Consider the following 15,517-nt stretch of genomic DNA (forward strand, 5'->3'; position numbering starts at 1 on the left):
AAGCAGACGCACGGCGACGCTGGCTGGTCACCTCGGGGCGATATGTATACAGGCTCGCAATATCAGCGCAATGCGACCGGTTGGCGGATTTCGATTTCCAGACATTGCCGGCCGCAGCGCTGGTGGCGTTGCCTGCCACCGGTCTAGCGGCCTCGTCCGCTCTTCGTCTCCTCGGTGGGGCTGCGCACCGCGGCATACATGCCTGTCGTGCGGAACTCTGTCGGGTTGATGCCGTAAATGCGGCGAAACACCTTGGAGAAATAGTTTGCGTCGTCGAAGCCCGACATGATCGCCACTTCCTTGACGGGAATGAAGGCGGCCTTCGTCAGGAGCTTCGCCGCCCGCTGCATGCGTTGCTGCAGCACGAATTCTGCCGGCGGCACGCCTTCGCTTTCGGCAAAGACGCGAGAGAAATGGGCTCGGCTGAGGCCGCTCGCCTTCGCGAGCTCGCTGACCGGCAGCGGCTTGTCGAGATTGGCGCTGATATAGTCGATGACAATCTGCATGGCGGAGCGATCGGCGGCAAAGGCGTGCGAGCCGAAGACGTCGTCATAAAGCACCATGGCCGCTTCATAGGCGATGGCCGAGGCCGAGGCCGGTGTCTTGGCACTCCCGATAAGCCGCAGGCTGCAATCGGCAAGATGATCGATCGTAGCCTGCTGCAATCGCAGGATGGGACCGGCTGCTGCAAGGATCAGACGATGGATGCGCAGCGCCTCCTCGCCGTTCATCGATATCCAGAAATATTCCCAGCGCTCGCCCTTTTCCAGCCAGTACCGATGATTGTGCGGCACGAGCACCAGCAGCGTATCGCCGGCGCCAAGGCGATAGTTGCGGTTTTCATAGCGCAGCCGGCCGCTGCCGCTGATAGTATGCTGCAGCACCGTAAATGGCGTCTGGCCGCGTCGGCGCCCGTCCCAATCGTAAAGCTCGTTGTCCCTGATTTCATAGCCGGCGCTGGTCGGCATGGCATGCAGCCGGTGGCGTCCGCGCGGCAGAGAAACCGTCCGCATGACCTGTCCATTATCGATCAATTCCTGCAGCACAAAATTACCCTTGAAAGCATAATTGTTCTCTGGTCGGCCCGATGATTATAGGCATAATCCCGCCAGAAAACAGCACTTACCCGCCGAAGAGGATCGGCGGACGGAGGAAACCCCACGATTTCGACCGTGTCTCGCAACCGTTGTGACCATGGGACGAAAATGCTGTCGTCTTCCCTGCTGCTGCTTGTTCGATCGACCTGAAGGTGAGGATCATGAGTTTCAAAATCGCCATTATCGGTGCCGGCAGCGTCGGCTTCACGAAAAAGCTGTTTACCGACATTCTCTGCGTGCCGGAGTTTCGCGACGTCGAGTTCGCGCTGACCGATCTCAGTGAGCACAATCTGATGATGATCAAGGCGATCCTTGACCGGATCGTCGAGGCCAACAAGCTGCCGACACGCGTCACCGCCACCACGGACCGCCGCGAGGCGCTGGATGGCGCGCGCTATATCATCAGCTGCGTGCGGGTCGGCGGCCTGGAAGCCTATGCCGAAGACATCCGTATTCCGCTGAAGTACGGCATCGACCAGTGCGTCGGCGATACGATCTGTGCCGGCGGCATTCTCTACGGCCAGCGCAACATTCCGGTCATTCTCGATTTCTGCAAGGACATCCGCGAGGTCGCCGAGCCCGGCGCCAAATTCCTGAACTACGCCAACCCCATGGCGATGAATACCTGGGCGGCGATCGAATACGGCAAGGTCGACACGATCGGTCTTTGCCACGGCGTCCAGCATGGCGCCGAGCAGATCGCCGAGGTGCTAGGCGCAAAGGACAAGAGCGAACTCGACTATATCTGCTCGGGCATCAACCATCAGACATGGTTCGTCGACCTGCGGCTCAACGGCCGCAAGATCGGCAAGGACGAATTGATTGCCGCCTTCGAGGCGCATCCGGTCTTTTCGCAGCAGGAGAAATTGCGCATCGACGTGCTGAAGCGGTTCGGCGTCTATTCCACCGAAAGCAACGGGCATCTGTCCGAATACCTGCCCTGGTATCGCAAGCGGCCGGACGAGATCAACAAATGGATCGACATGTCCGACTGGATCCACGGCGAGACCGGTGGTTACCTGCGCCATTCGACCGAGACCCGCAACTGGTTCGAGACGGAATTCCCGCAGATCCTCGAAAGCGCCTCGCAGCTCATCGATCCGGCCAGGCGTTCCAACGAGCATGCGAGCCATATCCTGGAGGCGCTGGAGACCAACCGCGTCTATCGTGGTCATTTCAACGTCAAGAACAATGGCGTCATCACCAATCTGCCTGACGATGCCATCATCGAATCCCCCGGTTTCGTCGATCGCTTCGGCATCAATATGGTGGCGGGCATCACATTGCCGGAAGCCTGCGCGGCGACCTGCATTTCTTCCATCAACGTCCAGCGCATGTCGGTGCATGCCGCGATCAGCGGCGATATCGACCTGCTGAAGCTTGCCGTTCTGCACGACCCGTTGGTCGGTGCCGTCGCCACTCCGGAGGAGGTTTGGCAGATGGTCGATGAGATGGTTGTGGCCGAAGCCCGCTGGCTGCCGCAATATGCGCATGCGGTTGATGGAGCCAGGGATCGGTTGTCGCGCGGCAAGGTCAAGACGCGCGACTGGAAGGGTGCGGCAAGCCGCAACGTCCGTTCGATCGAGGAACTGCGGGCAGAAAAGGCCGCCCTGAAACAGGCGGGCTGAGGCAGGTGGAATTCGGGAAATAAGCCATGCGGCGGGGTTTCAGGGGAGGCCCACCGCCGCAAGACGGCCATTTCCCGCTGTGCTGGAGGAATGCGGCGCCTCAAAGGAAGCGCTCGCGATAATGGGAGAGAGAATAAGATGAGACATTTTCGACCGATCGGCCTTCTTGCCGCGTTGACGATTGCCACATCCGCAATCGCCATCAGCGCCTATGCAGCCGAACCGACAGTGCCACCCGTTCCACCGGTCTTTCCGGCGGAAGGAAAGATCAAATATGTCGAGCGCAGCTCCATCCTGGAGTTCAAGGCGTTGCCGGAATATCACGAACCCGCCTGGGTCACTGACAACTTCGTCAAGACCGGCAAGCTGCCGCCGGTCAAGGATCGCCTGCCGAAGGAGCCGCTTGTCTTCAAGACCGGCAACATGCCCGACGGCATCGGTGTCTACGGCGACACGCTTCGCCATGTGATCGGCGGCCGGCCGGAAGGCTGGAACTATGGCGCCGGCCAGACCCAGGGCTGGGGCGGCATCGATATCGGCCTGTCAGAGTGCCTGACACGCACCGCGCCGCTGTTCCAGGTCGAGGCGAAGGATACCGAGCCGCTGCCGAACCTCGCCAAGGGCTGGGAATGGTCGCCGGACGGCCATAAGCTGACCATGCACCTGATCGAGGGCGCGAAATGGTCCGACGGCGCGCCATTCAACGCCGACGACATCATGTTCTATTGGGAAGATGAAGTCATCGATCCGAACGTCTCGCCGCTCGGCGGCGGCGCTTCGCCGGAAGCTTTCGGCGTCGGCACGACCTTGAAGAAGATTGACGACTATACGATCGAGTGGACCTTCAAGGATGCCTTCCCGAAGCAGTACCTCTACACGATGGCCTATCCTAATTTCTGCCCGGGTCCGTCGCATATCCTGAAGCCGCAGCATCCGAAATATTCGAAAAATACCTACGACCAGTTCAAGAACGCTTTCCCGCCTGAATATATGAACATACCGGTCATGGGCGCCTGGGTGCCGGTCGAATATCGCTCCGACGATATCATCGTCATGCGCCGCAACCCCTACTACTGGAAGGTCGACGAGAAGGGCAATCAGCTGCCTTACCTCAACGAGCTGCACTACAAGCTTTCGACCTGGGCGGATCGCGACGTACAGGCCGTTGCCGGCTCCGGCGATCTGTCGAACCTCGAACAGCCGGAAAATTTCGTCGCCTCGCTGAAGCGGGCCGCGCAGCCCGATTCGCCTTCACGTCTGGCCTTCGGCCCTCGCCTTATAGGCTATAACTTGCAGATGAATTTCTCCGCCAATGGCTGGGGCAACCCGGATGCGCGCAGTCAGTCAGTCCGCGAGCTGAACCGCAACGAGGATTTCCGTAAGGCCGTCACCATGGCGCTCGACCGCAAGGCAATCGGCGAGTCGCTGGTCAAGGGACCGTTCACGGCGATCTATCCGGGCGGCCTGTCCTCGGGCAGCAACTTCTATGACCGCAATTCCACCGTCTATTACCCGTTCGATCTTGCCGGGGCGAAAGCCGAACTGGCAAAGGCCGGGCTCAAGGACACCGATGGCGACGGCATCGTCAACTTCCCGGCCAGCGTCAACGGCGGCAAGGATGTCGAAATCACCCTCCTGGTCAACAACGACTACACCACCGACAAGAGCCTTGCCGAGGGTGTCGTCGCTCAGATGGAAAAGCTCGGACTCCGCGTCATCATCAACGCGCTCGACGGCCCGAAGCGTGACGACGCCAATTATGGTGGTCGCTTCGACTGGATGGTCCGCCGCAACAGCACCGAGCTGGCGTCGGTCGTGCAGAATACCGAGCAGCTTGCCCCGGTCGGCCCGCGCACAAGCTGGAACCATCGCGCGCCCGAAAGCGGCGAGTTGGACCTGATGCCCTTCGAAAAGGACATGGTCGATATCGTCAACAAGTTCACCACTTCGAAGGATAACGACGAGCGCGTGGCTCTGATGAAGCAATTTCAGAAGATCTCCACCGGGCATCTCTACAATATCGGTCTGACCGAATATCCGGGTGCGCTCATCATCAACAAGCGCTTCTCGAATGTTCCCCCCGGCACGCCGATCTTCCTCTTCAACTGGGCCGAGGACTCCATCATTCGCGAGCGCCTCTGGGTAGCTGCGGACAAGCAGGGCAAATACGAACTGTTCCCGCAGGAGCTTCCGGGTGCGCCGGGCAGCGCCGGTCCGATCAAATAGGGGCGACCGGCAACCACGTGCGGCAGCCGGCCATCCACCGGCTGCCAATCGGACATCAAGCATTCCGGCGGCTCGCCCGCCGGCCGAACTGAACACCGCCGGCGTCTGCCGTCCCTGACGGATCGGGGCAGCCGCCAGCATCAAGAGAAGCGAACCGTCCCATGTTACGATTCCTGCTCGTCCGCATAGCCTCTGCCATCCCCGTGCTCTTCATCCTGAGCGTGGTGACTTTCGCCATCATACAGGCGCCGCCGGGTGACTATGCCGATTACATCCGCTCGCAATTGATGAACCAGGGCGGCGCATCTTTCGCACAGGCCGACGCGCAGGCGCAGGTCTACCGCCGCGAACACGGGCTCGACAAGCCACTGGTCGTCCAATACGCCAACTGGATCGGCGGCATCGTCACCAGGGGCGATTTCGGCTACAGCATGTTCTACAACAAGCCTGTTGCGGACGTTGTCGGCGAGCGCCTGCCCAGAACGCTGGCGCTGGCCCTGGTGTGCCACATCCTGGCATCCGTTCTCGGCATCGGTTTCGGCATATGGGCAGCGACGCGGCAATATAGCTGGGTCGACAGCCTGCTCTCAGGCATTTCCTTCCTCGGCATGACGGTGCCGCGCTTCCTGATGGCGCTGATCATCGTCTATATCCTCGTCTTCCAGCTCAACGTCTCGGAAATCGGCAGCTTCTTCTCGCCGCAATATGGCGGCGCACCCTGGTCCTGGGGAAAGTTCGCCGATCTCGTCAAGCATGTCTGGCCTGTCGTGGCGATCGCCACCTTCGGCGGGCTCGCCTACAATATGCGCATCATGCGCGGCAACCTGCTCGACACGCTGAACGCGCAATATGTCGAGACCGCGCGCGCCAAAGGCCTTTCCGGCAGCGCCGTCGTCATGCGCCATGCCGTGCCGAATGCGCTGCACCCTTTGGTCATGTATCAGGGCGTGGTGCTGCCCTACATGCTGACGGGCGAAATCGAGACCGCAATCATCTTCACCTTGCCGACCGTAGGTCCGGCGATCGTCGGCTCGATGGCGGTCGGCGACGTCTATGTCACCGCCACCTTCATGCTGGTGCTTTCGGCAACTCTCATCATCGGCAACATAATCGCCGACATGCTGCTCGCCCTGCTTGATCCGCGCGTGCGCCAACAGGGAGGGATCCACTAATGCTCGCCTTCAGCAACTCCCCGCCCCCGCCTGGCGAAACGATCAAGCACAAGCGCGGCAATGAGAGCTACATGGCGCTGGTCTGGCGCCGCCTGAAGCGCTCCTGGACCGGCATGGGCGGCCTCATCCTCGTCATCCTGCTGCTGTTGATGTCGATCTTCGCCGAATTCATCGCACCGCTCGATCCGAAGGCGACCGATAGCGGCTTCGCGCCGCCGCAGGTCATCAGCTTTCATGACAAGGACGGCAATTTCGTCTTTCAGCCCCGCGTCTACGCTCTGGTCGAGACGAGCGATCTCGACCCGGTGACGTTCCAGCCGATCGTCGGCCCCGACTATGACAATCCGCGCCCGCTCGGCCTTTTCGTCAAGGGCGCGCCCTATTATCTCTTCGGCCTGATCCCCGGCGACCGGCACCTCTTCGGCACGACCGACGGGGGGCCCGTGCATTTCCTCGGCACGGACAAATTCGGCCGGGACATCCTGTCGCGCGCCATCTATGGCTCGCGCATCTCGCTGATGATCGCCTTGACGGTGGTTACCATCGTTACCATCGTCGGCACGACGGTCGGGATGATCTCCGGTTATTTCGGCGGCACGCTGGACGCCTGGATCCAGCGCTTCGTCGAAGTCGTTCTGGCCTTCCCGCAACTGCCGCTCTACCTGGCGCTGACCTCCCTCATCCCGGTGACGGCGCCGACCAATGTCTTCCTCGCCTTCGTCATCGTCGTCATGTCGGCGCTCGGCTGGGCGCAGATGTCGCGCGAGGTCCGCGGCAAGACGCTTGCGCTGGCGAGGATCGAATATGTGCGTGCAGCCATGGCGGTCGGGGCGACCGACCGGCGCATCATCCTCCAGCACATATTCCCCAACGTCATGAGCCACGTCATCGTCGCCGTGACGCTCGCGATCCCAAGCGTGGTGCTGCTCGAATCCTTCCTGGGTTTCCTCGGCTTTGCCGTCAAGCCGCCGCTGATCTCGTGGGGCTTGATGCTGCAGGACACCTCGACCTATTCGGTCATCGGCTCCTACCCCTGGATCCTCTCACCCGTCGCCTTCGTTCTCGTCACCGTCTTCGCCTTCAACGCACTCGGCGATGGCTTGCGCGACGCGATCGATCCCTATTGAGAGGAGAACAGTTATGGCTCTCGCACTCGTCAATACCTTCGCTCCCGACACCCGCCTCGACGCCGCCGACAAGGCTGTGGCTCCCGTCATCGACGCCCGCAATGTCGCCGTCAAATTCAAGGTCGAGGATGGCATCGTCGATGCCGTCAAGGATATCTCCTTCCAGCTCTATCGGGGGGAAACCATCGCCATCGTCGGCGAATCCGGCTCGGGGAAATCGGTGACGGCGCGCACCGTGATGGGGCTTTTGACAAAGCGCGCCGTCGTCTCGGACAAGTCCACCATCCATTACGACGGCAAGAATGTGTTGAAATTTTCGGAGCGTGCCCGCCGGCAGCTGCGGGGCGATCGCATCTCGATGATTTTTCAGGAGCCGATGAGCTCGCTCAACCCGATCTATACGATCGGCGGCCAGATCGTCGAAGCGATCCGTGTCCACCGCAAGATCGGCCGCCGCGAAGCCCAGAAAAAGGCGCTGGACCTGCTCAAGCAGGTCCGGATCCCGGATCCCGAGGCCCGGCTGATGCAATATCCGCATCAGCTGTCGGGTGGCCAGCGTCAGCGCGTTATGATCGCCATGGCGCTTGCCAACGATCCGGACGTGCTGATCGCCGACGAGCCGACGACCGCGCTCGACGTGACCGTGCAGGCGCAGATCCTGAACCTGATCCGCGACCTGCAGAAGCAACTCGGCATGGCGGTGATCCTGATCACGCACGACCTGACGGTCGTGCGCCAATTCTCCGATTATGTCTATGTCATGCAGCATGGCGAGATGCGTGAGCACAACAGGACCGAAGAGCTGTTTTTACATCCGCAACATCCCTACACGCAGCATCTTCTCTCGTCGGAGCCGCACGGACAGGCGAAGCCGCTGCCTCCGGATTGCGGCACGGTACTCGAGGGCAAATCCGTCAAGGTCGCCTTCATGTTGCGCCACGGCACCTTCTTCAAGCCTGACATGCGCGAGTTGGTCGCCGTCGACGGCCTCAACCTCGAACTGCGCCGCCATGAAACGCTTGGCCTGGTCGGCGAATCCGGTTCCGGCAAGACCACCTTCGGCCAGGCGCTGCTGCGCCTCATCGATGCCGATAGCGGCGAGATCTACTTCGACGGACAGGCGATCCACGACCGCTCGCGGGCCGAGATGCGGCCGCTGCGTTCCCGCATGCAGGTCGTCTTTCAGGATCCTTTCTCTTCACTCAATCCGCGCATGACCATCGGCCAGATCATCGGCGAAGGGCTGGTGGTCAACAACATCGGCCAGAGCAAGGCCGAGCGGCTGGAACGCGTGAAGGACGCGCTCGTCAGCTCCGGCATGCCCGCCAATATCCTCTCGCGCTTCCCGCACGAGTTTTCCGGCGGCCAGCGCCAGCGCATCGCCATCGCCCGCGCCATCGCGCTCGAGCCGGAATTCATTCTACTCGACGAGCCGACCTCAGCGCTCGATCTTTCCGTTCAGGCCCAGATCATCGACCTTCTGCGCAAGCTGCAGGACGAGCGGGGCCTGAGCTATCTCTTCATCTCACACGACCTCAAGGTCGTCCGCGCCCTTTGCCACCACGTCATCGTCATGCAGCACGGCAAGATCATGGAAGAAGGGCCGGTCGAAGAGGTTTTGTCCCATCCCAAGACCGCCTACACCGAACGCCTTGTCAGAGCGGCGTTCGAGGTAGCTTCCTAGCATCCAGGAGATTTTTATATGACAGGCACTCCCAAGATCACATTCATCGGCGCCGGCTCGACCGTCTTCATGAAAAATATCATCGGCGACGTCTTACAGCGCCCTGCCCTTGCAGGCGCAAGAATAGCACTGATGGACATCAATCAGCAGCGACTGGAAGAAAGCGCCATCGTGGCCCGCAAACTGGCCTCGACGCTCGGGGCCCCTGCCACGGTCGAGATCTTCACGGACCAACGCAAGGCGCTGGAGGGCGCCCATTTCGTCGTCGTCGCCTTCCAGATCGGCGGCTACGAGCCCTGCACCGTCACCGATTTCGAAGTTCCGAAGAAATACGGCCTGCGCCAGACGATCGCCGATACGCTCGGCGTCGGCGGCATCATGCGCGGCCTGCGCACCGTGCCGCATCTCTGGAAGATCTGCGAGGACATACTCGCCGTCTGCCCGAACGCGATCATGCTGCAATATGTGAACCCGATGGCCATCAATACCTGGGCCATCGCCGAAAAATATCCAACCATCAAGCAGGTCGGGCTCTGCCACTCCGTGCAGGGCACGGCGATGGAACTCGCGCACGATCTCGACATTCCCTATGACGAGATCCGCTATCGCTCGGCCGGCATCAATCACATGGCCTTCTACCTCGCATTCGAGCATCGCCAGCCGGATGGTTCCTATCGTAACCTCTATCCGGATCTCGTCCGTGCCTATCGCGAGGGACGCGCGCCGAAGCCCGGCTGGAACCCGCGCTGCCCGAACAAGGTGCGCTACGAGATGCTGACGCGCCTCGGCTACTTCGTTACCGAAAGCTCGGAGCACTTCGCCGAATACACGCCCTACTTCATCAAGGAAGGCCGTGAGGATCTGATCGAGAAGTTCGGCATCCCGCTCGACGAATATCCGAAGCGCTGCATCGAGCAGGTGGCTCGCTGGAAGAACCAGGCAGAGGAATATCGCACGGCCGACAAGATCGAGGTCAAGCAATCGAAGGAATACGCATCCTCGATCATCAACTCGGTCTGGACCGGCGAACCCTCCGTCATCTACGGCAATGTCCGCAACAATGGCTGCATCACGTCGCTGCCCTACAATTGCGCCGCCGAGGTTCCCTGCCTGGTCGATGCCTCCGGCATCCAGCCCACCTTCATCGGCGACCTGCCGCCGCAGCTGACCGCGCTCATCCGCACCAATATCAACGTGCAGGAACTGACGGTGAAGGCCCTGATGACTGAAAATCGCGAGCACATCTACCACGCCGCGATGATGGATCCGCACACGGCCGCCGAACTCGACCTCGACCAGATTTGGTCGCTGGTCGATGAACTGCTGGCAACCCATGGCGATTGGCTGCCGGAATGGGCACGCGGCAATCGCAAGGTTCAGGCCGCCTAAAGCCACTCTCTCCCGGCTAGCGGCCAAAAGGCCCCGCGGCGCTGCCGCGGGGCCCTACGTCTTTGACCGGGCTGGAGAAAGTGAAAATCCAAAACGCGGCGGATGGCGCATCGATAACCGATGGCAAAGCACAATCGATTGCGTTAAAAACGGTCGCAGTTTGGAGGAGACGAACGACATGGCCAGCTCGGAAACATTCGCCACCGGAACATTCGTCGGACGTATCTGGCGTCCCGATGTCGGTGGCCCTGCCCTCGTTACTGTCCGGGATGGCACCGTTTACGACATCACCTCGAAGGAAGCGCCGACGACGCGTGATCTTCTCGAGCGCGACGATCCGGTCGCTTTCGTCCGCGCGCAGAAGGGTGAAGCCGTTGCCAGTCTCGACGCCCTGCTGGCTGCCAAGGCCGACCTCTCGGCCATCCATCTTCTCGCTCCCATCGACCTACAGGCGATCAAGGCCTGTGGCGTCACCTTCGCTCGCTCGATGCTCGAGCGCGTCATCGAAGAACGCGCGGCCGGCAATCCGGATCTTGCTGAATCCATCCGCGGCAAGGTTACCGCTCTGATCGGCGACAGCCTGCGCAATCTGAAGGCCGGTTCCGCCGAGGCGGCCAAGGTCAAGGCGGCGCTGATCGAGGAAGGTGTCTGGTCGCAATATCTGGAAGTCGGCATCGGCCCGGATGCCGAGGTCTTTTCCAAGTCGCAGGTAATGTCCTCAGTCGGACCAGGTGCCGATGTCGGCCTGCATCCGATCTCCAAGTGGAACAATCCCGAGCCGGAAATCGTGCTCGCCGTCGACAGCCAGGGCCGGGTCAAGGGCGCGACGCTCGGCAACGACGTCAACCTTCGCGATGTCGAGGGTCGGTCCGCCCTGCTGCTCGGCAAGGCCAAGGACAATAATGCCTCCTGCTCGATCGGCCCCTTCATCCGCCTGTTCGACGAGAGCTATGGGCTGGACGACGTGCGCAACGCCGATCTCGACCTCAAGGTTGAAGGCGAGGATGGCTATGTGCTGCATGGCCGTTCGTCGATGAAGGAAATCAGCCGCGATCCCCTCGATCTCGTCTCCCAAACCATCGGCCGCCATCATCAGTATCCGGACGGCTTCGTGCTGTTCATGGGAACGCTTTTTGCACCTGTGGAGGACCGTGACACACCCGGACAAGGCTTCACCCACAAGGCCGGCGACGTCGTCACCATCTCCAACGACAAGCTGGGCGCCCTGCGAAACCGGGTGCTCCTGTCGACGGAATGCCCGCCCTGGACCTTCGGCGCATCGCACCTGATGCGGAACCTGGCGCGGCGGGGATTGATTTAAGCCCATGCAGGCGTCGACGGTTGCGTGAACGTGCCGTTGATCAAACTGACCGGTCATAAAGGGACGATAGCTTCGCCACCAGCCCCCTAGCATCGATGCCGGCGAGATTGCCTCCGGTGAAGAAAGGATCGTCCGTGACTTCCCGTCGTATCCAGTCCGGAAACACCTGCGATTCAAGCTCGGCAACAGATGCCGCTTCGACCTCGCACAAGATCAGGCCTGAAAGCTGCCCTTCGAAGACATCGAGACTGAGCGACTTGGCCGAAGAAAGGATACTGTACCGCCTTTTCCGGATGTTTCTGCCGGGCAGTTCGGACAATACGGCGTGTTCGTCCGCGGTCAGGTAGGTGTTGACGATTGGGACGGAGAGTCTGTCATCCGAAGGATATTTTTTACACAGCTTAAATTGAATACCCCGCCCGTCGCCCAAGGTTATTTTCCGCAGGCGTAATCGACTTCCTATTATGTAAAGATCCTCGATCAACCGAAATGCCACTCCGGATAGTTCCGGGGCTTGGGTGATCAAAAAACGGCGCTCATGTTCAAGCTGAGCATATTTTGGAATTTTGCGCGGCATCTCTTTGCAAAATACACTCAACCGCCAGGCCGAGATAATCCAAACCTCAATGTGTGGACATCGAATGCGGCTGGTTCAGGCGACTGCGAACGGCAGTCAGTTCCGAGGTGGTGTGATTGAGGCGATCGGCGAGAACGCGCATGATTTCGACGGCCATTTCGGGGAAATCGCTGAGCAGCTTCAGAAAATGCTCTTTGCTGATCTTCAGCGCCTCCAGCCTTGAGGTAGCCTTGACCGTTGCCGTGCGGGAGACGTCGCAGAGAATGGCGATTTCACCAACGATGGAGTTGACGTCAACTTCGGCAACCTTGATCTCGCCAGCCGGACTATCGACGAGAATATCAGCAGTTCCGGAAAGAACAACGTAGGCGGCATCGCCCTGATCACCCTGAAGAAACAGGGTTTGGCCAGCATTATAACTGACGCGATCCGACGTAAACGCCAAAAGCTTCAACTTCGCGGGCGCAATGCGCGAAAAAATCGGCACGCGCTTGAGCATTTCAACTTCATCCTTCAGAAGCATGAGCTTCAAAACCCCCAGTGTTCGGCCCCAGACGCCACTGCCGAGATAGAATATTACGATAACAGTTCTTTGAACATACCGTTTTTCTCTAAAAGATCGGTACTGGAGCCGCTTTCGACAAGACTGCCGTGGTTGAAGACCAGCACACGATCGAACAACTCGGCAAAACTCGGGTTAGACAGAACCCAAACGATCGCCGGCGCATATTCGTTCCGATCAAGCTCGCTCAACATGCTCCTTGCAATCTGGTCCTGGACGCGGTGGTCGAGCGCCGGCAGCGGCCGATTGCAAATAATGTAATCCGCCCGCTTCAAAAGCGCGCGACCGAGATTGAGTTTCTGTCGCTGCACGTTCGTCAGTCGCTTGCCGCCGGAGCCGACATCGAAATCGAGGCCGATCGACAAGACGCTGTCATGCATGCCCAGACGCCCGAAAACATCGTACATGATGCGATGAATCCGCTCAGGCGCATTGGCCTGCTGATGCGCGATACGACCGAACAGAACATTATCCATCAAGGTCGCGGAAGCGGTGAAGCGCTCGGCATCGTAGCGCTCGATCACGCTGGCAAGATCCGCCGGAATGTTCTCATAGAACTTGGAACGCGCGCCGACGATCTTTTCCATGAGCATCTGCGTCAGAAGACCGAAGCGGTGACGCGGTTCGATATAGGAGAAACTGAGGCGGATGATCGCCGCGCGCTCGTCGGCCGTAGCGGCCTCATAGCCCTTGCCGTTGAGCTTCTGCAGCAGCGCCTCGTAAGTCGGAATGTCTTCCGCCGTCATGAAGGTCAGCTGCTGGAAGAAGGGGTGATCCGGCGGCAGGTCAGTGAAGAGTTCAACGGCGTTCTCAGCAATCTCAAGGCCCATGTCGTAGAGATCGGAAACAAGCCCGGTCTCGGAGAATACCTTCTGGAAATAGGGATGAGCGGCAAGCTTGCGATTGGTCATCTGCGGCCGCTTCAACGTGCCGAACACCATATTTTCGCCAACTGTCGCCTGCAAGTTATAGGCGTCGAACTGGAAGGGAACGACGAGCTCTTCGAGCTTCTCCTCATGGAGCGCCAGCCGCAATGCTTGTCGCAGTTCGACGATCCGCGATGTCAGCTCCCCGTGCGCCGCCGTATCGACATTCGAACGCAGCGCCATGTCGAAAATGTCCTGAGACATGGCTACCGTATCGAGAACGGGGCGGATGACCGAATAGATATCGTGCGGCCCGGTAGCACCGGCCGCGGCATAGTCGACCCAATCGCTGTTGAGATCCAGCTCCGGGTTGGCAGAACGCCGAGCCTCGATCATCTGCCACTTGACCCTGCTGGCCGTCTCTTCGTCATAAGTTGGCGGGATCAGGGGCGCATGCTTCAGACCGTAGAGCAGATTGCTGCGCAGGGTGCCATGGAAGAAAAAAGTCTCCGAGGACGCATAGGCGATGCGCCGCCCGATCAACGATTCCGGCAATTCCAGTAGGTCCCGGCCATCGATGCTGACGCGGCCGGTATCTGGCCAGACCAGGCGGCCGAACGCCTCGGCAAGATATTCGCCGCCGGCACCGCTCTCGCCGACGATCGCCACCCTCTCACCCGGCTGGATCTCCACCGAGACATGATCGAGCACGCGCGCGCCGCTGTCATCGACAACGGTCAGATTGGTCGCGACCAGGGAATGCGTTATGCGGCCCGCGGGTGCGTGGGAGACGACCTGAATCTTCGGATCGATCAGGTTTTCGACGCTGAACTGCTCGACCACCTGATTGTACTTGACCTGAACGTCCTGGCGCGACTGGTCCCAGTCGATCAGCTCCTTCAGGGGTCCGGGCAGATCCTTGTAGGCGTTGATTACCGCAACCAGCTGGCCGATATCCAACCGGCCCTGCAACGCCAGGAAGCCGCCGATCAGGTAAAACAGGAACGGGGTGACCTGGGCCAGGAAGTTGTTGATGAACTTCACCATAAACTTCCATTGATAGAGATCATAGCGGATCGAGAAGATCAGGCCGAGCCGCTGCGCGATGTCGGCGCGCTCCAGATTGGTGGTGTCGTTAGCGTGGATGGTGCCGATGCCTTCGACGATTTCGCCGACGCGGCCTGAAAGTTCACGCGCCGTCAACTGCCGCTGGCGGCCGAGTTCCAATAACCGCTTGCGCATGCGTGGAATGACGATCGCCTGCACGGCGACGATGGCGGCAGCGATCATGCCCAGCCAGAAATTCTGCATGATGATGAAGATGAGAGCGGTGACCGCCTGGCCGCCCAGAAGTGCTGGCTGCACGAAGGCGTCGCCCGTGAAGCCGCCCATCGGCTCCACCTCGTCCTTGATCATGGTCGCGATTTCGGCAGGCTTTACCCGCTTGAAGTGCAACGGCGGGAATCGCAGCACGCGATCGATGAGTTCGAAGCGGATGCGGCGCAGCATGCGCTCTCCGAGCCGACCCTTGTAGGTATTGATATAAAGCTTGAAGAGACCGTTGAGCACGACAAGTGCCAGGAATATCAGGCTCAACGCTACCAGCATCCACATACGGGTAAGCTGCAGGCCCTGGAACACTTCGATATGCCCGATCAAAGGCAGGTCGAAAGCGATATGCATGAAGGTTTGCGTATCGCCGGGATGTTCGAAGCCCTTGCCCTGAATCGGCCCGTTGACGATCTGCTTTGGCAGATCGAAAGACAGGAAGTAAGGGATCATCGAGGCCGCGACAACCAGCAGTATCCAGATCTGCTCCAGCCGGGTGTTCGACCAAATATAACGCGCTAGGCTTTTTTCCATCGCTT

The 15,517-nt window shown here is 60.1% G+C and carries 11 protein-coding genes; 7 read left to right on the plus strand and 4 right to left on the minus strand.

Annotated features, from left to right (window positions below):
- Positions 1 to 143: 143 nt before the first annotated feature.
- On the minus strand, positions 144 to 1,013 hold the full coding sequence (locus FHT28_RS10555) for an AraC family transcriptional regulator (protein WP_202032806.1): 870 nt from the start codon (positions 1,011 to 1,013) through the stop codon (positions 144 to 146).
- A 245-nt stretch (positions 1,014 to 1,258) separates the two neighbouring features.
- Between FHT28_RS10555 and FHT28_RS10560 the strand changes: the two genes are divergently transcribed.
- From FHT28_RS10560 to FHT28_RS10590, 7 genes are all read left to right on the plus strand, one after another.
- Complete coding sequence (locus tag FHT28_RS10560) at positions 1,259 to 2,725, plus strand: alpha-glucosidase/alpha-galactosidase (protein WP_037192780.1); 1,467 nt, start codon at positions 1,259 to 1,261, stop codon at positions 2,723 to 2,725.
- 138 nt (positions 2,726 to 2,863) lie between these two features.
- Positions 2,864 to 4,951, plus strand: a complete 2,088-nt coding sequence (locus FHT28_RS10565) for an ABC transporter substrate-binding protein (protein WP_168596206.1) — start codon at positions 2,864 to 2,866, stop codon at positions 4,949 to 4,951.
- A 161-nt stretch (positions 4,952 to 5,112) separates the two neighbouring features.
- Entirely contained in the window at positions 5,113 to 6,123 is a 1,011-nt protein-coding gene (locus FHT28_RS10570) for an ABC transporter permease (protein WP_168596207.1), read from the plus strand.
- Positions 6,123 to 7,250 carry an ABC transporter permease gene (locus FHT28_RS10575; protein WP_037192787.1) on the plus strand — a complete coding sequence of 376 codons (1,128 nt, stop codon included), beginning with the start codon at positions 6,123 to 6,125 and terminating at the stop codon, positions 7,248 to 7,250. The genes FHT28_RS10570 and FHT28_RS10575 overlap by 1 nt, the downstream gene beginning before the upstream one ends.
- Before the next feature lie 13 nt (positions 7,251 to 7,263).
- A complete protein-coding gene (locus tag FHT28_RS10580; RefSeq protein ID WP_168596208.1) occupies positions 7,264 to 8,934 on the plus strand; it encodes an ABC transporter ATP-binding protein in 1,671 nt (556 codons plus the stop codon).
- Between the two features lie 18 nt (positions 8,935 to 8,952).
- Positions 8,953 to 10,323 (plus strand): alpha-glucosidase/alpha-galactosidase, encoded by a 1,371-nt coding sequence (locus FHT28_RS10585; protein WP_037192794.1) that lies wholly within the window; start codon positions 8,953 to 8,955, stop codon positions 10,321 to 10,323.
- 178 nt (positions 10,324 to 10,501) lie between these two features.
- Positions 10,502 to 11,644, plus strand: a complete 1,143-nt coding sequence (locus FHT28_RS10590) for a fumarylacetoacetate hydrolase family protein (protein WP_047554937.1) — start codon at positions 10,502 to 10,504, stop codon at positions 11,642 to 11,644.
- 40 nt (positions 11,645 to 11,684) lie between these two features.
- Here the strand turns inward: FHT28_RS10590 and FHT28_RS10595 are convergent, their stop codons facing one another.
- Genes FHT28_RS10595 through FHT28_RS10605 form a run of 3 tightly spaced genes read right to left on the minus strand, consistent with a single transcriptional unit; the run spans position 11,685 to position 15,512 of the window.
- Positions 11,685 to 12,221 (minus strand): hypothetical protein, encoded by a 537-nt coding sequence (locus FHT28_RS10595; protein WP_168596209.1) that lies wholly within the window; start codon positions 12,219 to 12,221, stop codon positions 11,685 to 11,687.
- A 46-nt stretch (positions 12,222 to 12,267) separates the two neighbouring features.
- Positions 12,268 to 12,744: a Crp/Fnr family transcriptional regulator gene (locus FHT28_RS10600; protein ID WP_034507134.1), complete on the minus strand. Its 477-nt coding sequence runs from the start codon at positions 12,742 to 12,744 to the stop codon at positions 12,268 to 12,270.
- A gap of 53 nt (positions 12,745 to 12,797) precedes the next feature.
- On the minus strand, positions 12,798 to 15,512 hold the full coding sequence (locus FHT28_RS10605) for an ABC transporter ATP-binding protein (protein ID WP_047554448.1): 2,715 nt from the start codon (positions 15,510 to 15,512) through the stop codon (positions 12,798 to 12,800).
- Positions 15,513 to 15,517 lie beyond the last annotated feature (5 nt).

Source organism: Rhizobium sp. SG570 (assembly GCF_012275345.1).
Classification (GTDB): Bacteria; Pseudomonadota; Alphaproteobacteria; order Rhizobiales; family Rhizobiaceae; genus Rhizobium; species Rhizobium lusitanum.